The organism is Aeromonas sp. FDAARGOS 1418 (assembly GCF_019048585.1).
GTDB classification, from domain to species: Bacteria; Pseudomonadota; Gammaproteobacteria; order Enterobacterales; family Aeromonadaceae; genus Aeromonas; species Aeromonas caviae.
The window spans coordinates 1800737-1823104 of record NZ_CP077387.1 but is presented as its reverse complement, the minus strand read 5'-3'; the positions used below and the strand labels follow the sequence as shown (position 1 = coordinate 1823104).

Below are 22368 nucleotides of genomic sequence, written 5' to 3'. Positions count from 1 at the left end.
CAGCCCCCCTTTTTCCTCGCCACAGGCCGGATCCCGACCGGCCATCAACTCCGTTTCTCCTGCCGAAGACCAGTTCCCCCCCCAAAGACGCCAACCCCGTTTATCCTCCCCAGGCGCTATACCGCCCACGCGCCAACCCCGGTTACCCTCACCGCAGGCCCTATCCGTCCAAGGCCCCAACCCGGTTATTCCCCGCAGATCCGAGCCCCTTCCCGACCAAACAAAAAGGCGAGCCTGCGCTCGCCTTTGTCTGTGCCGTGATGATCGCCGGGCTCATGCCGGCGCCCCCCGGACCCGCCCTAGAACTGGCCCGCCATCAGCTGGTTCAGGTGATAGAGGTTGCGGGTATCGAGCTCCAGCTCGGTGGCATAGGTGTTGCCACGGGGATAGGTCGCCACCACCCGGGCACCGCGCACCATGCCCGCCACCGACACATCCAGGGAATTGGAGGTCTGGGTCAGGTCCTTGTAGCTGCTCTGGCCGCGCACCTGCTGGCCGTTGAGCTGCTCCGCCAGCTCCCGGTAGGCGTCCATCTTGGAGGCGCGGATCGCCTGCAACATCTTCTCGGACTGGGAGGGACCGGGCTGGATGTCGATCACCGCATACCCCACCGCCTTGAGCACCGGGAAGTCATCGGGCTTCTCGCCCACGTCATAGTTCACCACCCGGTTGCCACTGCACGCCGTCAGTAACATGGCCATCAGGCAACCCAACAAGATTTTCATCGCTGTTTCCCCGTTTTCCTGTTCACCACACCCGATGTTTCACGGCTCAATGTCAGCCAGCCCGCTTCACGCTTCATGACGCGCCACCTCAAGGGGTCAGGTTGACCAGATGGCCGGACGGGCTCTGGCCCCCCCGCATCAGGTAACCGCGATTGATGGAGGCCCGGCCAAAGGAGTTACTGGCACCGGACAAATATTGTTTCGGGATCAGGCTCTGGGCCGTGGTCTCCACCATCTTGGTGCGCAGATCGATGATGCGGGCGTTGACCAGGATCCCCTGCTGATTGCGGCTGAAGGTGCCGGTCAGAATGCGGGAGATGGGCAGCCGGGACGAGAGATCCTTGTAGTTGCGGCTCATCACGAAGTCCCCCTGCGGGGTCACCTGGATGTTGCCCGTGGTCTTGAAGTCCACCACCACCTCACCGCGCCGGTTCAGCTCGTAGATGAAGCTCTCCTCGATCTGCTGCCCCATCCAGTTGGTGTCCTTCAGGGTATCGAGATCGACAAAGGAGGCGACCGCAATGGGCTCGGTCAGGGTGGTGAGGGACTTGCGCTCCATCAGCTGATCCGTCATGCGGGCCACCAGCCAGTTGAGCTCCATCCCCTTCGCCGCCTGGCGAGGGTCTCCCAGCTCCCGATTGATGGGGTCGGCCGACCCGCAACCGACCAATGCCAGCGCCACCGCCAGCACCGTGATAACTCTCTTCATGGATACCTTTCCTGTATCTGCACCTGACCTGTTATCGGTCGCAACCGCCAACACTTGAGGCAGGAATGCGCGCAGGATCCTCGATGATCCCCGGGCAAAGGCGCGCACTGTGCCACCGGAGCCCGCCGCGCGGGCTCCGGCCAGGGAAGAAGGCATGGTTCTTGCTTTTATTTGGTCACCCGCTCCGGTGCAGACCGGATCTGTGTCCAGGATCCCTGACCCGCCCCACCGGCGGCTGCGGGGTCGCCCACTCAAGGTGTTTGTTATGAAAGTTTCGCTGCTGTTCACCCTGCTGCTGGCCAGCCTGTCGGCCAGGGCCGAACTTATCGAGGCCCAGGGCAGTGCCGCCATTCTGGGGGGCGACGAGGTCTACGCCCGCGAGCAGGCGACCCGGGATGCCCTGCGCCAGGCGCTGCTGGCCAGCGGTGCCTCCGTCTCCAGCATCCAGCGCCTGGAAAACGGCAGCCTGCGCTCCGAGCAGATCCAGATCCGCTCAGGCGGCGACATCCGCCAGTACCGCCTCAAGCGCGAAGAGGTGCGCAACGGCCGCATGTACATCACCCTCGTGGCCGACATCCAGGCGGAGCGGCAGATCTGCCAGACCCAGCACTACGCCAAGGATTTGACGCTGGTGCGCCTGCGCATGCGCTACCCGGACCAGGCAAGCACCGGTGCCCTGGACGACATGCCCGCCGATCTCTCCCGCCGGCTGTTTGAAACCCTGGCGACGACGCCCCAGGTGGTCGCACGCCAGTGGCTGGACGAGAACCTGCGCATCGATCCTCTCCATCTGCAACAGGGGGATCGCAGCGCCCTCGAGGAGATCAAGGCCCTGAGCCTGCGCACCGACAGCCAGTATCTGGTGCTCGGCAGCATCGATGACCTCTCCCTCGAGCCCCAGGGCAACGCCCTCACCAGCTGGTATGAGGATCCTGTGCGCAACTTCTCCATGCAGCTCTACCTGTTCGACGGCATCAACGGCAGCCTGCTCGGTCGCAAGGAGTACAAGGGCCGCGCCAACTGGACCTTCTCCAAGCGGGAACAGGTGGGCAGCAGCGGCGGCCAGTTCTGGCAGTCGAGCTTTGGCCAGGAGGTGGGCTACCAGTTGAAGGAGGCGGCCCAGGACATCGCCGCCGAACTCGCCTGTGCCCCCGTCACCGCCCGGATCGTGGCCCAGCACGAGCGCGGCCCCCACATCAACCTGGGCCGTCGCAACGGGGTCAAACTCGGGGACCAGTTCCGGGTCCAGCACAGCGCCGACTTCGTCGACCCCTATGGCAAGTCCAGGGTGATGCGCAACCCCGCAGACGGTCTGTTCGAGGTGGTGCAGGTGTTCGAGGATGGCGCCATCATCAGCAGTCAGAACAAATATTCGCCGTTCAATGTCCAAATCGGTGACCTGGCCGTATTGGAATAGGAATCAAGGGTTTAAAAGCACAATGCTTCTTGTATAATGCCCGCCACAAGGTTCCCGTAGCTCAGCAGGATAGAGCGGTCCCCTCCTAAGGGACAGGCCACTGGTTCGACTCCAGTCGGGAACACCATACACAGCAAGGGGCTGGCATCGTCATGATGCCAGCCCCTTGTGCGTTTCTGCGCCATTTCCCCTGCATCCATGGCGGCCAGGTCCCGCCCCCCCCTCTTCAATGTCTCACTGCCACCTGTAGCCCGCCGCGAAAAACGAAAATGAAATCCGCCAAAAATGCAAAACGCGCGTTACGCGCGTTTTATTCACTTTAATCGTGCTGCGATCGCATGCCTGAAAGGCGTTTGACGGCAAGTTATGTGGCATGAAATATAGTTTCATATCCGCGAGTTATTGCATTAATTCAGCGATATTTGCTCCGATAGACAAAACAGATTCCAAGGGCGGCAGGACAGCTAGTAATGCACCTATAACACTTTTCTTGGGCTTTCCTGATTCAAATTGAGCCTCTATCGCATCAGCTATTTCAAGAGCATCTTCACGTTCAGAGTCGCTCAACGGAGCAGCTCTCAGCACCTCGCGTAGCTCATTGATATAGGTCTGCGCACGGTTGTCTATCTGCACTGTGTTCACGGAGTTGTCTACGCTGCTGTTATTGACCCGTGCGTTGTGGCCATTGAAGTTATAGGTAACGTTCTGGACGGCTGCTTTGGCTTCAGGAATGCCTAGCTTCTTGACCTTCAACTTGTAGTTTGGAGGAATAGCGCCATTGCCTAGCCCATTACTGAGTTTGGGGTCAATAACTTTGTAGATTTCATCCTGGCCAAAACGAGTTGTTCTCACAACCAGGTCATCAGGATCAATAGCAAACGTAGGGTTCAAAATCGTGATAGTGTCACTATCAGACACTGAACACATGATCCCCTCATACTTGGTGCCATCAGCCTTCAGAACATTAACCTTATCTCTCATTAAGCTAGCAAGACTCATTTGCTCCCCTCCTCAGTTAGATCCGTTTGTTGCTATTGTTTGATAGAGCTACACCTGAAGACAAGCAAATACAATCAATAGATTGTGTTGCACTCAACTCCTGCATCCGCCGCCCGCATCTTAATCAGACCCAAAAAAGGCCGCATACGCGGCCAATCCCCACTTCCCGCCACTCTTTCTGGAACTAGAGCCAAGGAGAGACAAGCACATCCACAATCTTGTATAGCGGGTTGCTCTCGCCGTTCTGCAAATACTCACGCTGAGTGATCTGCATGGCCGCCTGCCTCAGGGAAGGCGGCACAACCAGCAGAGAAGGACGCACGCGCAATGGGCGTCCAGAATCAGTCTTCGCGGCAAACATGACGTCATACAGCTGGTTAAATGAATCTGCCGAGAGCGCCTGATTGGAGGATGCCGCCAGTTGCCACAACGTGAATCCTGCATTGCCACGCGCACGTACACCGAAGAAGAATTGATCCTGTAAGAACACGTGGGAGTCAATCACACTGCCATTGGCAACGACTGACTCAATGGCGGGCTTGACCCGTTCTTGCCAGATCATAGGCTTCAATGCGCGGCGTGTGTCCAGCAGATACCACCGTTCTCCTTCAGGCTCCCCTGCCGGAACATCGAACAAATTTGAAGCAACACCACTTCGGGCGGGATGCTCTACAGAAAAGAACGGCTTGCCATCGTAGCAAAGATCCGTCAAACCATTTTTCAGTAACGAGAATACCACCTCGTCAGGATACTCCTCCCCCTGACGCCCCATTTCTTCAAATAGGGGGCCATATTTGCCATAGTCGTTATCTTCAAAATCGGTGCGCTTTACAGAAATGGAGGCTTCATAGAGTTTATTTTTTACTGAATAGTCATGGTCAGCGAGATTTTTTACATCTCTTTCCCCGATCCATTCTTTCAGCATCGGAAACTCACCGAGGAATCCATAACCGGTTGTCGCAGCGATTGACGGTATTACCGTGCAGATCCCCTTATAGTCCGGCTCAGCAGCTTCCTGCCCCCCTTTGAATTTAACATTAAAGGCCGCACTCGCATTGATAATGGTGTTATTGAACTCACTCATGGTTTACCCCTTTAGTGAAAGTATAAGTTGATATCGCCATAATACTTAACGATTAGCTAGTCGGCGTTTTTCCTCAATAAATTGCTCTTCTGTGATGCCTGAGTTTTTACAAATTTCCTGCTCTTGTGGCGTCAACAATGAGTTTTTATTGGTCGGTTTTTCGAGCCCGTCAACTTGTGATTTATTTGGAAGTGTCAACCCTTGGATAGAACTCAGCACTTTTATTATTCGTTGGAACTTATCAATACCAATGGCACTACAGACCTCGATCAGTTCATCCTTGATGGACGCAGGAATTATCATTTTTTCCCGCGCTGATTCGACGACTGAGAGAATCGCCATGTTTTTGTCATTTTCTAACTTTGCATACAAGCCAGAAAGTGTTGCTACGCCAGCAACGGATAATATTGAACTTACTTCATGCACTTGTTCCTCTGTTAATTGACCATTTGCATCGCAAATAGCCTCCATGTTCAATGCTGGTGAATTAACAAGACCAACGCTCCAAAGATTTAAAACCTGACCATCTATTTCATCATGATTGAAGTGGGGCGAGATATAACGATAATGCTTTTTGGAGAGAAGTTGTGCTGCCTCTTCTGTCCACTCCACACGACCCCATACCTCTCCATCATTTTCCTTGAAATCTTTTAACCAACCAGCGGCAGGTGCTTTCTGCCCTTTAAGCAGCGCGGTTGAATGCTCATAATCAACCACAATGTCAACGCGACTGGCATTCAGTTTGGCAACATATTTCGATGGGTTATCCAATCTGAATTGCCGTCCATCCCGTGTACGATGTACGGGCCCTTTTGGCCAGATCCGAATCCACTGCGGGACACCATCTTGACCTTCTCTTGCAAACTCGACAGAACAGTACGCAACGTTCATGCTTACACCCTGTTTAAAACCCGTTTAAAATCTTCGCCAAGCGTTTAAGCCATGCAGCCGGAAGCAATCCCACTTCTATACACAGCAAAAGCCCAACACCATCGATTACAGAGCCAAAGTCAAACCATCGTCCGGCGCTCGTTCCTGCAATCTTTCAAGAGACCATAAACGGTCGGTATCGAGAGGCCGTACCGAGCCGATAACTCTCGCACGTTAGAACCATTAAATTCTTTCCAGATAGCTTGCTTGCGCATAGCGCTTATCAAGCCTTTACATGAGGAGATATAGAAGACCCGCCCAGAGCAAGTGTTTAGCAGCACCTCAAAAATCTGAATCGCCCCCAGTTCCCTAGACACCTCACAGCCTTAAAATGAGGCAACTATTGGAGGTGTTATGACCCGTCAGCGTTATCCAGAAACATTCAAAATAGAAGCCGTTAAACAAATCACCGAGCGCGGGCGGCCGGTGGCTGACGTTGCACGTGCCATCGGGGTATCCAGCCACAGCCTGTATGCATGGCTCAAGCAGTACGGTAAGCCTGCTGACCAGCAGATAGAAGAGTCTGCCTTGCAAGCCGAGATCCGCCGCCTGAAAACTGAACTGCGCCAGGTCACCGAGGAGCGCAATATTCTAAAGGAGGCCGCCGCGTACTTTGCCAGCGAGTCAAGGAAAGGTACGCGTTCATAACCTCCCGACTCGACCGGTACAGTGTCGTTACCCTGTGCCAGACCCTGGGGGTTCACCGAAGTGGCTTCTACGCGTGGTTGAAACAGCCCACATCGCCACGACAGCAGGAGGACGAACGACTGACCGGATTGGTCAAGCAATCCTGGCTGGAAAGTGGTGCTGTCTACGGTTATCGCAAGATCCATCGCGACCTTCGTGACGCAGGGGAAGCCTGCGGCAAGCACCGTGTGGCCAAATTAATGAAGCGGGAGGGACTGCGTTCGCAAACGGGCTATCAACGCCGCAAGGGGCATTATGGAGGCAAGAGCACGCAAGCTGCCCCAAACACGCTGGCACGTCAGTTTAAGGTGCCAGCCCCCAACATCACCTGGGTGACTGACATTACCTACATTCGCACTCAAGAAGGGTGGCTGTACCTGGCGGTGGTGCTCGACCTGTTCTCTCGCCAGATCGTCGGCTGGGCGATGAAGTCACGCATGACGGCAGACTTGGCGGTTGATGCGTTATTGATGGCCGTCTGGCGGCGCAAACCCAAGCAGCCGGTACTGGTGCATTCGGATCAGGGCAGCCAGTTTACCGGTGGTGAATGGCAAGACTTTCTGAAGGCCCACAACCTGAGTTGCAGTATGAGCCGACGGGGTAACTGTCACGACAACGCGGTCGCCGAGAGCTTCTTTCAGTTGCTCAAACGGGAGCGGATCAAGCGCAGGATTTACGCGACAAGAGACGAAGCCCGCAGCGATGTGTTTGATTATATCGAGATGTTTTACAACCCAATCAGGCGTCATGGTTCCAATGATGGGCTGTCGCCGGTAGAGTTTGAAAGGCAGTTTATTTTTCAGCAACAAAGTGTCTAGAAAACCAGGGGCGCTTCAATCAACTTGAGTATCTCTTTCACTTCAGTGTTAGAGCATGCAGGTTTTTGACTTATCAAGAAGCCATGAGCGGCGGATATCAGCCTGGAAAAATCATCTGACCAATTTGTACCAGATGTGATATTTCTTTCTGGTGCAGCTTCTTTTAGTGCCTCAATAACCAACGAGCCAGATAACTCCTTACCTGCATCAATCATATTGATTACAGACAAAATAAATCTATCCCGGACCTTGCTGTTTTTTATAAAAGGAATATAAAGATTTACACCACCAAATTCGCTACAGATAACCAATATAGCCCCAAAAATCCGCCTGATGTTCAACGGGCTCCATATCTTGGTATCCTTCAACGAGAGCACCATGGCATCATAAATTTCCCTGATAGAATCAGGTGCGGATAACATGATTGATTCAGGAGCAACATCAATCGTCGCATCAAAAAGCTCTACCAAAGTATGTTTGCTCATGTCGCCACCTCATTATGTCTTTATGACATGATAAAGATACTGGGCCATAATATTGTTTATGGTGGCTTATAAATAGCTATGAAAGCGCAATGAAAAGGCCGCCTACTGGCGGCCTTTAACTAGCTCACGAAAGAATATAGCCTTTGCTCATTTTGGTCCCATACACCATCGTCCCTGATTATCGGACTCATGGAACCAGTATCTCTGATTAATGTGTAGCGGCTAATCGCACCAGCAATTTTAATGTTAACTTTAAACACCGCTCGCAAATAACCTGCCCTTTCCAACTTAACTACGTATCGGTAAGCATGTCGCGTACTTGCACCAGTTGTAATACATAGGTCCGTAGTTGTGAAGAAGCGCTCTATTTTCATGGCGTTCCACATCTTTTGCTGTTTTGATTTTTCTCTGCGGCGAGGCCTACGTTTTGTCGCTATTCCGCTCCGATTTCCTTTACCAAATCGGGGGTTAGCTTTCTGATTCGCCGTGTAGAAAAATGGGTCAATCCAATGTCCACTTCCACCGGTCTGGGTGATATAGCCTTTAGCCCTATAGCGGGAAACCATTAAGTAAGATTTGTGCATAGCCATACCAACAGCGAGAGCAAGCTCTGCTGAGGTAAATGTCTTTACGCTTTTCATATAAAGCCAAGCTTGCTCTCTTGTTCTTCCCATGAATTCACGTCCTAAAACATTCTCAGCAACAATGCTGGGAATATTTTCAGTTGTTATTTGATGTGCCCGCTATGGTCACAGCTTTGGCCATAGCGATATCCTTCACGAGGTTCAGTGAGAAAACCAAGACTCGGCGCTCAGCTGGTGATAGCGCATCCAGCTCTGAAATGGCTAGTTCTAGCACGTGAGATGCCGAGGAGTTTAAGTCAATCAGATCAGCTAGGTTTTTTTCTTGAGCAAACGCGGTCACGACTACAGATGCAATCGCGTCATTTACTTGGATGGCGGTGGAAAGGGTTGTAGCGGCCATGGTGGGCCTCCTGATAGACATTTTGAGTTGACCCTTTTTGAGAGGGTGGTCGGGAGCTCAAAACCGCTATCAGACGGCGGGCATATTTCTCTTTTGCAAGAGTGTTGTATTAGCCGCACTCCCGACCATGTAAACCGTTTGCGCCTCAAGTTTCAGGCACAAAAAAACCGCAAGTCTGACGGGCGCGGAAACCGCTGATAGAGGGTGTTTTGAGCACCGAAGATGAGTATAACCCGAAGCCGAAGTTACGCACAACGACAGTTTACGCATGCGCGTAATTTAGCCTCAAGAGTACATTTATATTCATTATTTATTCGTACTCAGGTTCTTTCCCTTTGAGACTTAAACCCCTGGAAAGGAGTAATATATTGATAAATAATCATTTAATATCAATTGGATAGGTGAATCAGATCCCAAAGGGAAGTACCACCAAGAAAAGGAAGCGTTGGTTCTTTTTTTGGCTATAGAAAAGAACCTCAATTCCCCCCCATAGCCCCCTGTTTCCGGCACTAGCGAGTTGCTGGCTTGGCCGGATGACCTCTTTGACGTTGCGTCACGAAGCCAAGCGTTAAACAGTGCCACATCAGAGTTAGCAGGCCAACCAGATGTAAAATTGCAGCCTATCGCCTCGCTGTTTAAACGGGTTGTTCAACGCAAGCCGGCAGATTTTTAAAACCTACTCTCATCTTTCATTTTTGCCGTCACAGACCCCAGATCGACCCCGCTTTTTTTCATTTTCACATTTTGGCCCGCGCTTGACCCAGATTGACCTGTAACCCATGCCCTGTCTGGGCTTCTCCCACGAGATCCCACTTGTTTTCAGGTGCTCCCGGGTTTTTCATTCTTGGTGACTGGTTACACCACCAACAACCCCGCGAGCCCCACCAAAGATGATCCCGGCCATCCCACGGTAGTTGCAACTCCCGGTGGCGGCACACCGTCATCTACCCTTGAAGGGCGCCGTCCGGCAGGACGGCCCTCCATTCGCCGAGACACAGAGAAGGACATCATGGGCAGCAAACGAAAATCCAGAACGGAAGAACCGGTCGTGGCCGAGGCGCAAAAGCCCCTTGGCAACAAGGCATACGAAAAGGCGCTGCGCCTCTTGCACGTGGAACTGGTCAGGCTGCAGCAGTGGGTGGTGCACAAGGGGCTCAAGGTCTGCATCGTCTTCGAGGGGCGCGACGGGGCCGGCAAGGGGGGCACCATCAAGGCGATCACCGAACGGGTCAGCCCCCGGGTCTTTCGGGTCGTCGCACTGCCCGCCCCCACGGAGCGGGAGAAGAGCCAGCTCTACTTCCAGCGCTACATCCCCCATCTGCCGGCGGCGGGGGAGATCGTCATCTTCGATCGCAGCTGGTACAACCGGGCCGGGGTGGAGCGCATCATGGGCTTTTGCAGCGAGGAGGCGAGCGACAAATTCCTGGCTGGCACCCCCATGGTGGAAAAAGCCCTGGTGGACTCTGGCATCATTCTGCTGAAGTACTGGCTGGAGGTGACCCCACAAGAGCAGGAGCGGCGGCTGCGTGATCGCATCGACGATGGCCGCAAGATCTGGAAGCTCTCCCCCCATGGACATCAAGTCCTTCGATCGCTGGGATGACTACACCCGGGCGCGGGATGCCATGTTCATCGCCACCGACACCGCCTGGGCCCCCTGGTTCGTGGCCCACTCCGAGGACAAGAAACGGGTGCGCCTCAACATCATCTCCCACCTGCTGGCGCACATCCCCTACGAGGCGCTGCCGGCGGAGCCGGTGAAGCTGCCCAAGCGCAAGATAGGCAAAGTCAAACCATCGGATCACCCGCTTCGCATCGTGCCAGCCCTCTTCTAGCCAGAGGGGGGTGAGCCCTGGCTCACCCCCTTTCCCTTCCTGCCCCAAGGAACAACCGGCGCCGCCGGTATCACCCAATGGCTTGTTGTTGCTCACGTTTTCCCGTTTGCCTCCCCTATACTTCAGCGACATTCAGGTCTGGCCGCTCGAGGAGGCCCCATGTTGCGACTGTTTGCCCTGCTGCTTGTCTGCCTGGTGCTCCCGGTGCGGGCACTGACCCTGACCCCGGTGGCGGGGGAGCTGCGCCACCCCTGGGGGCTCGCCTTCCTGCCGGATGGCGGCTACCTCGTCAGCGAGCGCCCTGGGCGCCTGCTGCGCATCGACGCGGGTGGCAACCGCCATGTGGTCTCCGGCCTGCCGCCCCTCGCCGCCACGGGTCAGGGGGGTCTGCTCGATCTCGCCCTGGACGGCGATGGCTGGCTCTATCTCAGCTACAGCGAGCCGGGGGACGGAGGCGCCGGCACCGCCGTGGCCCGGGCCCGACTGCAAAAAGAGGCCCTCGTCGACTGGCAACTGCTGTTTCGCCAAGAGCCCAAGGTGGCCGGCGGCGCCCATTTCGGCTCCCGCCTGGTGCTGACGGAGGACCACCTCTTCATCACCCTGGGGGATCGCTACAGCGAGCGGGAGCGGGCCCAGACTCTGGACAACCACCTCGGCAAGACGGTGCGTCTGCACAAGGATGGCCGGGTCCCCGCCGACAACCCCTTCGTCAAGACGCCGGGGGCCATGCCGGAGATCTGGAGCCTGGGCCATCGCAACATGCAGGGGGCCGCCCTGCGCCCGGGCAGCCAGCAGTTCTGGGCTCACGAGCACGGTCCCCAGGGCGGGGACGAGGTCAACCTCATCCTGCCAGGCCACAACTACGGCTGGCCCAGAGTGACCTTTGGCGAGGAGTACGGGGGCGGCAAGATTGGCGTGGGCCAGAGCGCGCCGGGCATGACGGCACCGCGCTGGATCTGGGTGCCCTCCATCGCCCCCTCGGGCATGGCCTTTTATCAGGGGAACCTGTTCAGGGAGTGGCAGGGGGATCTGCTGGTCGGCGCCCTGCGCGGTCAGGCCTTGTTGCGCCTGCACCTCGACGGAGACAAGATAGTGTCGGCAGAGCGGCTGCTGACCGATCTGGGGGAGCGGATCCGTACCGTCAAGCTGGGCCCCGACGGCGCCCTCTACCTGTTGACGGATTCAGGCCAGGGGCGCCTGCTCAAACTGACCCCATAGCATGAAAGGAGCAAGGATGAAGACGAATCGCATGCTGCTGGTGCTGTGCACCAGCCTCTGGTTGCTGGGCTGCAACACCATACACGGGATGGGACGGGACATCGAGAAGGCGGGGGAGGTGATCCAGGGCTCCGCCAAGCTGACGGACGCACCGGCCGCAGAGGGTCGCTGATCCCGGCCGGGTGGCGCCGTGGTTCGCCTCCTGTCACCCCTTTCCTTACCCCTGTTCGGCGCTGGCCACCAGACTGGCCAGCGGCGCCATGGTCACCCTGACCCCATGCTGTGCCAATACCTCGCGGGCGCTCTGGGGCAGTTGCTCGTCGGTGATCACCTGATCGATCGCATCCCAGCTCACCACGTTGAAGGTCCCCACCTTGCCATATTTGGACGAATCGCAGATGAGGATGCGCGTCGCCGCCGACTCCACCACGGCTCGCTTCACCGGCACCTTCTGTTCGCTCGGGGTGGAGATCCCCTGACTGTCCCAGGAGGAGGCTGACAGGAAGGCGATGTCCAGATGGAGGTTGCGCAGGAAGTGGGCGGTGGCCTCCCCGGCACAGGACTGGTTCTCGCGAATGACCTGACCCCCGGTGTGATAGAGGCGGCAGCGGCCGTGCTCGATGAGGTAGGCGCAGACCATGAAGTCGTTGGTCACTATCATCAGGTCTTCCCGAAGCGCCAGCTCCCGGGCCAGCTCCAGGGAGGTGGTACCGGCATCCAGATAGACGGTGCTCCCCTCGCTCACCTGGGCGGCGGCGAGCCGGGCAATGGCCAGCTTGGCCCCCTGCATCAGGCTGCGCTTGGCGGCGTGGGAGGGCTCGCTCTTGATCCGCTGGGAGAGGCTGACCCCGCCGGAGACAGAGAGTACCCTCCCCTGCTCCTCCAGCTTCTGGATGTCGCGCCTGATGGTCATGTGGGAGACCTGCAGCCAGTCGGTCAGCTCCACTATGCTGACCACGCCGCGCTCTGCCAGCAGTTGCAGGATACGTTGCTGTCGCTCTACGGGAATCATCTTGCCTCGCGCCTCGGGAAAAGGAAGGTGCCATTCTACCCCAGCGACCTGGGAAAAAATGATAAATAACCTGAAACGGGCTCACAAATCACATTTATTCACAATAAAGACGCCAAAATTTGACTCAAAAGAATCTTAACCCGCACAAATAACAAAAATTAACACCAATTAAGTTATTTTTTGTGACGACTGCCTGATATTTCATCGCCGCAAGCCTCTACTATCTGCTCATCAGTCGTAATCGAGGAATCACGAGATGAGCACTCCCTATCATGTTGCGGTCATCGGCCTGGGCGCCATGGGCATGGGCGCCGCCCGTTCCTGCCTGCGGGCCGGGCTCACCACCTATGGCATCGACCTCAGCGAACAGGCCCGCGGCCAGTTGCAGCAGGCCGGTGCCGCCGCCGTCATGGCCGATGCCAGGCCCCTGGCCGAGACGCTCGATGCCGTGCTGTTGCTGGTGGTCAACGCCACCCAGGTGCGCCGCATCCTGCTCGGCGAAGCGGGGCTGGCTCGCCACCTCAAACCGGGCACCGCCATCATGGTCTCTTCCACCATCGCCGCCGAAGAGGCGAGCGCCCTGGCTGCCGAGCTGGCGCTGATGGGGTTGCCGATGCTGGATGCGCCGGTTTCCGGTGGCGCCATCAAGGCCGATGCCGGCGAGATGACGGTGATGGCCGCAGGCTCCGACGCCGCCTTCGACAAGCTGGCCCCGGTGCTGGATGCGGTGGCCGGCAAGGTCTACCGGGTCGGCAGCGAGCCGGGCCAGGGCAGCACGGTCAAGATCATCCACCAGCTGCTGGCCGGGGTGCACATCGCGGTGGCCGCCGAGGCCATGGCCCTGGCCAGCCGGGCAGGCGTGTCCCTGGATCTCATGTATGACGTGGTGACCCATGCCGCCGGCAACTCCTGGATGTTTGAAAACCGCATGCCCCGGGTGCTGGCCGGTGACTATCAGGCCCGCTCCGCAGTGGACATCTTCGTCAAGGATCTCACCCTGGTGGCGGACACCGCCAAGGCGCTGCGCTTCCCGCTGCCGCTCGCGAGCACGGCGCTGAACATGTTCCTCGGCGCCAGCAACGCAGGGCACGGCCAGGAAGATGACAGCGCCGTCATCAAGATCTTCTCAGGCATCACCCTGCCGGGTCAGGAGGAGCAAGCATGAAACTCGGAGTCATCGCAGACGACTTCACCGGCGCCACCGACATCGCCGGTTTCCTGGTGGAGAACGGCCTCTCCACCATCCAGTTTGCCGGCATCCCGGCTGAGGCGGATCTGACCGGGGTCGACGCCGTGGTGATCAGCCTCAAGAGCCGCTCCTGCCCGGCCGATGAGGCAGTACGCGACTCCCTGGCGGCCCTCGACTGGCTCAAGGCCCGCGGCTGCCCGCGCATCTACCAGAAGTACTGCTCCACCTTCGACAGCACGGCGGCGGGCAACATCGGCCCCGTCACCGACGCCCTGCTGGCGGCGCTGGAGAACAAGTTCACCCTGATCTGCCCGGCCCTGCCGGTAAACGGTCGCACCGTCTATCAGGGCAACCTCTTCGTCGGCGCCCAGCCGCTCGCCGAGTCCGGCATGCGCCATCACCCCATCACCCCCATGACCGACAGCAACTTGCTGCGGCTGATGGAGGGGCAGGCCCAGGGCCGCGCCGGTCTGGTACCGTTCAATACCATCGCACAGGGTCCCGGCGCCATTGCCGACGCCTTTGAGCAGCTAACGCAAGCTGGTGTGCGCTACGCCGTGGTCGACACCCTGACCGAGCAGCACCTGCTGGACATCGCCACCGCCGCCCTCGACATGCCCCTGGTGACCGGCGGATCCGGCCTCGCCATCGGCCTGGCCCGTCAGCTTGGCAGCGGCGATCTGCAGGGTGCCCGCGAAGCGGGCTGGCCCAGAGGCACCCGCGCTGCGGTGCTGTCGGGCTCCTGCTCAGAGATGACCAACCGTCAGGTGGCCCGCTATCGCCAGCACGCCCCTGCCCTGGCGCTGGATGTGGTGCGCTGCCTCGAGGATGCCGACTACCCGGCCGAGCTGGCGCGCTGGGTACTGGACCAGCCCCGGACCCCGGCGCCGCTGGTCTACGCCACCACCAGCCCGGTTGAGCTGGCCCGCATTCAGGAAACCCACGGCCAGCAGGCAGCCAGCGACGCGGTGGAACACTGCTTTGCCCGCCTCGCCCAACTGCTGCAAGGCGCCGGCGTGGACCGCTTCATCATCGCCGGTGGCGAGACCTCGAGCCGGGTCACCCAGGCTCTCGGCGTCAAGGCGTTCCACATAGGCCCGCAGATCGCCCCCGGTGTGCCCTGGGTGCGGGCCATCGACGCCCCCCTGTCGCTGGCCCTCAAATCCGGCAATTTCGGGAGCGACGACTTCTTCGACAAGGCTCAGGAGTACTTCCATGACTGAACAGGCACTGCGCGACACCATGGTGATGCTGGGGGCTTCCCTCTTCCAGCGCGGTTATGCCACCGGGGGCGCCGGCAACCTCTCCGCCCTGCTGCCGGACGGCACCCTGATCGCCACCCCGACCGGCTCCTGCCTGGGACGGCTCAGCGCCGACAGGCTCTCTCATGTCAACCTGCAGGGGGAACACCTGGGGGGAGATCGCCCCTCCAAGGAGGTGGCCTTCCACCTCGCCATCTACCACAACAATCCGGACTGCCGGGCCGTGGTGCACCTGCACTGCACCCACCTGACCGCCCTCTCCTGTCTGGAAGGGCTGGATCCGGCCAACGTCATCCGCCCCTTCACCCCCTACTACGTGATGCGGGTCGGCCAGTTGCCGCTCATCCCCTACTACAAGCCGGGGGATGCCCGCATCGCCGAGGAGCTGGGGCGCCGCGCCCCCGAAGGCAACGCCTTCCTGCTTGCCAACCACGGCCCCGTGGTGACGGGCAAGGATCTGGTGGATGCGGTCAACAACATGGAAGAGCTGGAGGAGACGGCGCGCCTGGCACTGATGCTCCATGGCCACGCCATCCGCTACCTGAGCGAACCCGAAATTGATGAATTGAGGAGGATGAAACCATGAGCAAGTTTGCCGCCAATCTCACCATGCTGTTTACCGAGGTGCCGTTCCTGGAGCGCTTCGCCGCCGCCCGCGACACAGGCTTCGAGGCGGTAGAGTTCCTCTTCCCCTACGAGTGGCCGGCCGCAGAGCTGGGCCGCCGCTTGCGCGAGCAGGGGCTCTCCCAGGCCCTGTTCAACATGCCGCCGGGCAACTGGGGCGCGGGTGAGCGCGGCATGGCTGCCATCCCGGGGCGGGAAGCGGAGTTTCGCGGCCACCTGCCAAGCGTGCGTGACTACGCCCTGGCGCTCGGCTGCACCAAGGTACACGCCATGAGCGGCATCGTGGACCCTGCTCATAGCCTCTCGGCCCACCGCCAGACCCTGATCGACAACATCCGCTTCGCCGCCGACTTCCTGGCCGAAGACGGCATCAAGGTGCTGCTCGAGCCCCTCAACGATAGAGATGTGCCCGGCTACTTCCTGGCCCACCAGCTCGACGCCCTGGCCCTGGTGCAGGAGATAGACAGACCCAACGTGGGGGTGCAGCTCGACCTCTATCACGCCCAGATCATGGACGGGGATCTCACCCGTCTCATCGGCAAGCTGGGCCCGGCCATCGGCCACGTCCAGATCGCCTCGGTGCCGGATCGCCACGAGCCGGACGAGGGGGAGATCGCCTACCCCTACCTGTTCAAGGTGCTGGCGCAGGCGGGCTACCACGACTGGATTGGCTGCGAATACAACCCCAGAGCCGGCACCCGGGAAGGGCTGGGCTGGCTGACACAACAATAACGACCCTGAACATGAACGAGTCTGAGGATAACAAGATGCAGATCATCATCACCGGCGGCGGTGGCTTCCTGGGCCAGAAACTAGCCCGGGCCCTGCTGCAAGGCCCCCACCCCTTCACCGAGCTGCTGCTGGTGGACATCCAGCAGCCGCAATCCCCCCTGCCGGACCCCAGGGTTCGCTGTCTGCGGGCCGACCTCACCGAAGCCGGTGTCGCCGAGTCCCTCATCAGCGAGCGGACCGCCGTGGTCTACCACCTGGCCGCCATCGTCAGCAGCCACGCGGAGCAGGACTTCGATCTCGGCTGGCAGGTCAACCTGGACACCACCCGCACCCTGCTGGAGGCGTGCCGCCATGCCCGGCCGGGCATCCGCTTCGTCTTCACCAGCTCGCTCGCCGTCTATGGCGGCCCGCTGCCGGAGCTGGTGAATGACGGCACGGCGCTCACCCCCACCTCCTCCTACGGCGCCCAGAAGGCCATGGGGGAACTGCTGGTCAACGACTACAGCCGCAAGGACTTCGTCGACGGTCTGGTATTGCGCCTGCCCACCATCTGCGTGCGGCCGGGCAAGCCGAACCGCGCCGCCTCCTCCTTTGTCAGCAGCATCATCCGCGAGCCGCTGCAAGGGGAGAGCGCCATCTGCCCGGTGAGCCCGGATCTGCGCCTCTGGCTCTCCAGCCCCGCCACCGTGGTCGCGAACTTCCTGCTGGCGGCCAGACTTCCCGCCACCGGTGACGCCCGCAGCATCAACCTGCCCGGCATCAGCGTGACCGTCGGCGAAATGCTGGAGGCCCTCGCACGGGTCGGTGGCCAGGCGGCCCGGGATCGGGTGCAGTTTGCCGCCGATCCGGCCATCGAGCGCATCGTGGCAAGCTGGCCGGGACGCATCGACAACCAGCGGGCCAGCGCCCTCGGTTTCGCGGCAGACAGGACGTTTGCCGACATCATCGACAGTTTCATCACCCATGACATGCAGGAGGCATCATGAGCGACATCCCAACCCCCATCATCGGTCTCATCATCGCGGTCTTCGTGCTGGTGTTCCTGGTCATCCGCACCCGGGTGCACGCCCTGATCGCCATGCTGGCGGCGGCCTGCATCGCCGGGATCACCGGCGGCATGAGCATCGACAAGACCCTCACCGTGATCACCCAGGGCTTTGGCTCCACCCTCGGCAGCATCGGCATCGTCATCGGCCTCGGGGTCATGATGGGTCGCCTGCTTGAGGTCTCCGGCGCCGCCGAACAGATCGCCTACAGCTTCATCAAGTGGCTCGGCAAGCGCCGCGAGGAGTGGGCACTGGCCATCACGGGCTACATCGTCAGCATCCCCATCTTCGTGGATTCCGCCTTCGTCATCCTCTATCCGGTGGCCAAGGCGCTGGCAAAAAGTGGCAAGCGCTCCCTGCTCACCCTGGGGGTGGCGCTCGCGGGCGGCCTGGTGGTAACCCACCATACCGTGCCGCCGACCCCGGGCCCGCTGGGGGTTGCCGGCCTGTTTGGCGTGGACATCGGCGCCATGCTGCTGACCGGCATGGCCCTGGCCATCCCCTGCGTGCTCGGCATCGTCTTCTACGCCCAGTGGCTCGACAAGAAGTACCCCGAGTTCGGTGCCCAGGCCGCCCAGACCCCGGACGAGCTGCAAGCCACCTATGAGCAGTACCTCAAGGAGAAGGAGGGCAAGACCCTGCCGAGCCTGACCCTGTCGCTGCTGCCGATCCTGGTGCCCATCGTGCTCATCTTCGTCAAGGCCATCTTCACCACCCTGGCCACCCTGGAGGGCATGGATGGCCTGATGGCGAACCCCCTGGTGCAGGGCATCAACTTCATCGGCACCCCCATCATCGCGCTGGCCATCAGCGTGCTGCTGGCGGTCTATACCCTGGTCCCGCACATGGACAGGCACGCCACCGCCGCCCGCCTGGAAGAGGGGCTGCAATCCGCCGGCATCATCCTGCTGGTGACCGGTGCCGGTGGGGCGCTGGGGGCCGTGCTGCGCGACAGTGGCGCAGGTCAGCAACTGGCCGAGCAGATCGCCCAATTGCCCATCTCCCCCATCCTGATCCCCTTCATCGTGGCGACCCTGGTGCGCCTCATCCAGGGGTCCGGCACCGTGGCCATGGTGACGGCGGCCTCCATCTCCGCCCCCATCCTGGCGCAGATCCCCGGGGTCAACATGCTGCTGGCCGCCCAGGCCGCCACCATGGGGTCGCTCTTCTTCGGTTACTTCAACGACAGCCTGTTCTGGGTGGTCAACCGCATGATGGGGATCTCCGACGTGAAGCAACAGATGATCGTCTGGTCCATCCCGACCACCATCGCCTGGGCCATCGGCGGCACCGGCGTCGCCCTGCTGAACCTGCTGTTCGGCTCCGGCGGCACCTGGTTCGACCCCGTGCTGCCGCTGCTGGTGCTGGCCCTCATCGTCTGGTACGTCAAGGGGCAGTCCCTGGCTCCGGCGGCAGGGGCCGTCCCGAGCCGGGAGTCATAACCTGCACCGTCACGGCAACGCTGTGTGACGAGGGCCAGTCTGCTAGACTGGCCCTCTTTTTCGTTCATTCATCTTGCAAAGGAGTGTTGGATGCCTGCGCCTTCCTGGTGGGACAAGTCCACCGGTTTTGCCCTGCTCACCATCTTGTTGTGGGCCTCCCTCGCCGCGCTCACCTCCCGGATCACCAGCGTCTCGCCGCTGGTGCTGGTGGGGCTGGTGCTGCTGTTCTGCGGGGCGGGCACTCTGCCATTCTGGCGCCAGTGGCGCGCCAGCCCCCTCACCTGGCTGGTGACCATCACCGCCCTGCTGCTCTATCACCTGCTGCTGTTCACAAGCTTTCGCCACGCCCCCGTGCTGGAGGCAAACCTCATCAACTACCTCTGGCCGCTGTGCATCATCCTGTTCACCCCCTTGCTGCTGCCGGGTCATCCCCTGAGCCTGCACCATCTGCTGGCCGGGGCCCTGGGTCTCGCGGGATCGGTGCTGGTGATGGTCGATGGTCACCTGCAGTTGCAACAGGCCCATCTGCCCGGCTACCTGCTGGCCCTCGGCGCCGCCATCGTCTGGGGCGCCTATTCCGTGCTCTCCCGCCGCCTGCCTCCCGCTCCCGCCGTGGTCACGGCCGCCGCCTGCCTGCCCGCAGGGCTCCTGGCCCTGCTGCTGGCATGGATGCTGGAAGGCCCCTTGCCATTCGCCCGGATCCCCCAGGGGGACTGGCTGCTCATCGCCGGGCTCGCCCTCGGCCCCATGGGGGCGGCCTTCGTCACCTGGTATCTGGCGCTGCGGGACGGGGATCCGCGCCGCATCGGCGCGCTCGCCTACCTCACGCCCTTGCTGAGCACCCTGCTGCTGGTCTGGCTCAACGGCGAGGCGCTCACCCCGCGCCATCTGCTGGCGGGGGGGCTCATCATGGGCGGCGCCCTGCTCGGCCTGCTGGTGAAGAGCCCAAGTCAACGGGAGCTGGCACAGCCACTGTCATAAAAACGCCATCAGACCTGATTAAGCTCGCGCCCATTGCGTGATTCAAGCAGGAATCTGATGTGAAAATTGCCCATTTTTCCTCCCTCTCTTCCCTCGTCTTGCTGCTGGTGGCCGGTGTCCAGGCCACCGCGCTCTATCATGGCTGGCAACAATTCAACCACTCGGCCCAGGCCCAGCGTTTGCAGGAGCGCCTGCAACAGCAACTGAGCGGTCCGCTGCAGGGGGCGCTTCGCGACTATCTCGGCAGCGGGGATCCCCTGTTGCTGGCCCAGGCACAGGGGGTGCGCCAGCAGGCGCTGGCGCTGTTGTCCCGCCTGGAGGATCCCCAGACCCAGCCGCTAAACGCCCGGCTTGAGCAGATGAAAACCCGCATTGACGGCGACTATCTGGCGGCGGGCAAGCTCTCCGGCAACAGCCAGTGGTTGCTGCAAAATGCCGAGAACGAGTTGACCACCCAGGCCAAAGCCTTGCTCCGTTACGGCCAGCAGGGAGCAGCCGCCGGGCGGGATCCGGCCCTTGCCGAGCAGTATCGCCAGGGGGCGGCCGACATCCTGACCGCCCTCCCCTCCCTCGCCCACCAGCGCCAGAACTACATGGAGCAGGCGAGTGCCAAGCGTCTCGAAGGGCTGCAATTCGAGCTGGCTGCCCTGCAAAAGCAGGCCGACTCCCTGGCCGCCCTGCCGAGCCTGGCACTTTTCGAGGAGGCACCGGCCGACGAATTCACCCTGGGAGAGCCGATACGCAAGGAGCTCGGGGATCAGCCCAAAGCCGAGCTGACCTCCCTGCTCAAGCGCTATCCCCAGGAGCTGGAAAACAGCCGCAAGGCGCTGCAACAGCAGCAGGCCGCTCGTCAGATGGTGCAGCAGGACATCACCCAGCTGCTGCAAGCGGGGGAGCAATTGGGTGAACAACTCGCCGCCGCCCGTCAGACCATGAACCGGGAGCTGGCCACCGTGCTCGGCGTGCTGGCGCTCTGCCTGGTCGTGGTGGCCCTGCTGTTCGCCCTGGTGCAGCGTCGCTGGCTGGTCAGGCCCCTGCTGCAACTGCGGGCAGCCTTCCTGCAGCTCGACGCCACGGGTCAGGCCCAGCTGCTGACCCCGGGGCGCGAGCGCAACGAGCTGGCGGACATCGTCGCGAGCTACAACCGCCTGATACGGCGCCTGCAACAGGATCAGCAGCAGAAAGAGGGCCAGCTATCGGCGGTGTCGCAAAGTCTGCAAGGGATGGTCAACCAGGTGCAGGAGATCCATCACAGCACCCGCACCACGGAGCAGGCGGTGGACGAGAGCGACACCATGATGCAGGAGCTCAACCAGCTCGCCAGCGAGGTGCACCAGGTCGCCGCCGAAATCGCCCAGCACGCCCAGCACAATGAACACTCCATGAGCCAGAGCGAGCGGCTGGTCGGGGGCATGCTGACGGCTACCGCCCAGACCGGGCTCGCCATCGACGAGAGCAGCGGCGCCCTGGCCCAGCTGACCCGCTCGGTGGAAGACGTGACCGCCATCGTCGACGTCATCGGCCATATCTCCCAGCAGACCAACCTGCTGGCCCTCAACGCCGCCATCGAGGCGGCCAGGGCCGGGGAGCAGGGACGCGGCTTCGCGGTGGTAGCCGACGAGGTGCGCCACCTCTCCGCCGACACCCAGCGCTCCCTCGGCCAGATCACCGAAATCCTGGCGAGCCTCACCCAGGCGGGGGATCAGCTCGCCACCGTGCTGGCCCGCATCACCGCAGAGGCCGCCGAGCAGCGCCAGCAGGCGGAGCAGCTGCGCCAGACCACCCTGACGGTGCGGGAGATGGCGCGCAGCACCGCCGTCATCGCCCTGCAGGGCGCCGACAATGCCAAGAGCCAGGAGCACAGGCTGGCGAGCTTCGCCGCCCTCATCGGTCGCATCAGCCAGCACGCCCGCCAGGGCAGCCGCCTCTCGGTACAGGTCTCGGAGCATATCCACCACCAGGCCCAGCAGATCCCCCGGATCCTGAGCCAGGCCTGATAACCCCCGGGTCTGGTTCGCACCAGACCCGGGGCGCGTTCCCTGTCAATCTCCCCGCGGTACGGCCTTGCCGCAACCCTTCTCTTGATGCTCCCGTCATGTCCTCACGGCCAATGACGGGTTGCCTCATCCATTCAGTCACAGGCTCCCTCACCCCTTTCACATCCCTGGTCCCCCTGTCTGTCGGGCGAC

The 22368-nt window shown here is 60.5% G+C and carries 20 protein-coding genes, 1 tRNA gene and 2 pseudogenes; 13 read left to right on the top strand and 10 right to left on the bottom strand.

What is annotated here, in order from left to right:
- Positions 1-299: 299 nt before the first annotated feature.
- Positions 300-725 (bottom strand): LPP20 family lipoprotein, encoded by a 426-nt coding sequence (locus tag I6L48_RS08775; RefSeq protein ID WP_010673311.1) that lies wholly within the window; start codon positions 723-725, stop codon positions 300-302.
- Positions 726-813: 88 nt separating this feature from the next.
- Complete coding sequence (locus I6L48_RS08770; RefSeq protein ID WP_010673310.1) at positions 814-1434, bottom strand: FlgO family outer membrane protein; 621 nt, start codon at positions 1432-1434, stop codon at positions 814-816.
- Positions 1435-1699: 265 nt separating this feature from the next.
- Between I6L48_RS08770 and I6L48_RS08765 the strand changes: the two genes are divergently transcribed.
- Together I6L48_RS08765 and I6L48_RS08760 are read left to right on the top strand one after the other, a co-directional pair.
- The gene (locus tag I6L48_RS08765) at positions 1700-2851 is read left to right on the top strand and encodes a flagellar assembly protein FlgT (RefSeq protein ID WP_039041370.1); all 1152 of its coding nucleotides are present in this window, start codon (positions 1700-1702) and stop codon (positions 2849-2851) included.
- 50 nt (positions 2852-2901) lie between these two features.
- Positions 2902-2978: transfer RNA gene (locus tag I6L48_RS08760), tRNA-Arg, on the top strand.
- 272 nt (positions 2979-3250) lie between these two features.
- Here I6L48_RS08760 and I6L48_RS08755 read toward each other — a convergent pair.
- The 4 genes from I6L48_RS08755 to I6L48_RS20955 all read right to left on the bottom strand — a co-directional run bounded on the left by I6L48_RS08755 (position 3251) and on the right by I6L48_RS20955 (position 6145).
- The gene (locus I6L48_RS08755) at positions 3251-3850 is read right to left on the bottom strand and encodes a hypothetical protein (RefSeq protein ID WP_216987970.1); all 600 of its coding nucleotides are present in this window, start codon (positions 3848-3850) and stop codon (positions 3251-3253) included.
- 184 nt (positions 3851-4034) lie between these two features.
- Positions 4035-4934 carry a Mu-like prophage major head subunit gpT family protein gene (locus I6L48_RS08750; protein WP_113069787.1) on the bottom strand — a complete coding sequence of 300 codons (900 nt, stop codon included), beginning with the start codon at positions 4932-4934 and terminating at the stop codon, positions 4035-4037.
- A 45-nt stretch (positions 4935-4979) separates the two neighbouring features.
- A complete protein-coding gene (locus I6L48_RS08745; RefSeq protein ID WP_216987969.1) occupies positions 4980-5825 on the bottom strand; it encodes a phage protease in 846 nt (281 codons plus the stop codon).
- Positions 5826-5944: 119 nt separating this feature from the next.
- Entirely contained in the window at positions 5945-6145 is a 201-nt protein-coding gene (locus tag I6L48_RS20955) for a Mor transcription activator family protein (protein WP_367949434.1), read from the bottom strand.
- Positions 6146-6218: 73 nt separating this feature from the next.
- On the opposite strand from I6L48_RS20955, the gene I6L48_RS08735 reads away from it, so the two are divergent.
- A protein-coding gene (locus I6L48_RS08735) for an IS3 family transposase (RefSeq protein WP_111736006.1) occupies positions 6219-7369 on the top strand; the annotation gives its coding sequence in 2 pieces (ribosomal slippage) (positions 6219-6456 and positions 6456-7369; 1152 coding nt in all).
- Here I6L48_RS08735 and I6L48_RS08730 read toward each other — a convergent pair.
- The 3 genes from I6L48_RS08730 to I6L48_RS08720 all read right to left on the bottom strand — a co-directional run bounded on the left by I6L48_RS08730 (position 7366) and on the right by I6L48_RS08720 (position 8838).
- Entirely contained in the window at positions 7366-7854 is a 489-nt protein-coding gene (locus I6L48_RS08730; protein WP_113069784.1) for a hypothetical protein, read from the bottom strand. The genes I6L48_RS08735 and I6L48_RS08730 overlap by 4 nt on opposite strands.
- A 119-nt stretch (positions 7855-7973) precedes the next feature.
- The gene (locus I6L48_RS08725) at positions 7974-8528 is read right to left on the bottom strand and encodes a hypothetical protein (RefSeq protein ID WP_139700642.1); all 555 of its coding nucleotides are present in this window, start codon (positions 8526-8528) and stop codon (positions 7974-7976) included.
- Positions 8529-8574: 46 nt separating this feature from the next.
- On the bottom strand, positions 8575-8838 hold the full coding sequence (locus I6L48_RS08720) for a hypothetical protein (RefSeq protein WP_010673304.1): 264 nt from the start codon (positions 8836-8838) through the stop codon (positions 8575-8577).
- A 1009-nt stretch (positions 8839-9847) separates the two neighbouring features.
- On the opposite strand from I6L48_RS08720, the pseudogene ppk2 reads away from it, so the two are divergent.
- Positions 9848-10673, top strand: a pseudogene (ppk2, locus tag I6L48_RS08715) (polyphosphate kinase 2).
- A 159-nt stretch (positions 10674-10832) separates the two neighbouring features.
- A pseudogene (locus I6L48_RS08710) lies at positions 10833-12027 on the top strand (PQQ-dependent sugar dehydrogenase); the annotation flags it as partial.
- 81 nt (positions 12028-12108) lie between these two features.
- Here the strand turns inward: I6L48_RS08710 and I6L48_RS08700 are convergent.
- The gene (locus I6L48_RS08700; RefSeq protein WP_216987967.1) at positions 12109-12903 is read right to left on the bottom strand and encodes a DeoR/GlpR family DNA-binding transcription regulator; all 795 of its coding nucleotides are present in this window, start codon (positions 12901-12903) and stop codon (positions 12109-12111) included.
- Between the two features lie 256 nt (positions 12904-13159).
- Here I6L48_RS08700 and ltnD point away from each other — a divergent pair, with 256 nt between their 5' ends.
- From ltnD to I6L48_RS08660, 8 genes are all read left to right on the top strand, one after another.
- Positions 13160-14068 (top strand): L-threonate dehydrogenase, encoded by a 909-nt coding sequence (ltnD, locus tag I6L48_RS08695; RefSeq protein ID WP_045523655.1) that lies wholly within the window; start codon positions 13160-13162, stop codon positions 14066-14068.
- Positions 14065-15315: a 3-oxo-tetronate kinase gene (otnK, locus tag I6L48_RS08690; protein ID WP_113069782.1), complete on the top strand. Its 1251-nt coding sequence runs from the start codon at positions 14065-14067 to the stop codon at positions 15313-15315. The genes ltnD and otnK overlap by 4 nt, the downstream gene beginning before the upstream one ends.
- The gene (locus I6L48_RS08685) at positions 15308-15940 is read left to right on the top strand and encodes an aldolase (RefSeq protein WP_039041066.1); all 633 of its coding nucleotides are present in this window, start codon (positions 15308-15310) and stop codon (positions 15938-15940) included. The genes otnK and I6L48_RS08685 overlap by 8 nt, the downstream gene beginning before the upstream one ends.
- A complete protein-coding gene (gene otnI / locus I6L48_RS08680) occupies positions 15937-16710 on the top strand; it encodes a 2-oxo-tetronate isomerase (protein ID WP_216987966.1) in 774 nt (257 codons plus the stop codon). Before I6L48_RS08685 ends, otnI begins: the two co-directional genes overlap by 4 nt.
- 11 nt (positions 16711-16721) lie before the next feature.
- Positions 16722-17696, top strand: coding sequence for a D-erythronate dehydrogenase (gene denD, locus I6L48_RS08675; protein ID WP_254203237.1), 975 nt, complete (start codon positions 16722-16724; stop codon positions 17694-17696).
- A complete protein-coding gene (locus I6L48_RS08670; protein WP_010673294.1) occupies positions 17693-19198 on the top strand; it encodes a GntP family permease in 1506 nt (501 codons plus the stop codon). The genes denD and I6L48_RS08670 overlap by 4 nt, the downstream gene beginning before the upstream one ends.
- A 90-nt stretch (positions 19199-19288) precedes the next feature.
- Positions 19289-20179: a DMT family transporter gene (locus I6L48_RS08665; protein ID WP_216987965.1), complete on the top strand. Its 891-nt coding sequence runs from the start codon at positions 19289-19291 to the stop codon at positions 20177-20179.
- Between the two features lie 59 nt (positions 20180-20238).
- The gene (locus I6L48_RS08660; protein WP_216987964.1) at positions 20239-22176 is read left to right on the top strand and encodes a methyl-accepting chemotaxis protein; all 1938 of its coding nucleotides are present in this window, start codon (positions 20239-20241) and stop codon (positions 22174-22176) included.
- Positions 22177-22368: the final 192 nt, after the last annotated feature.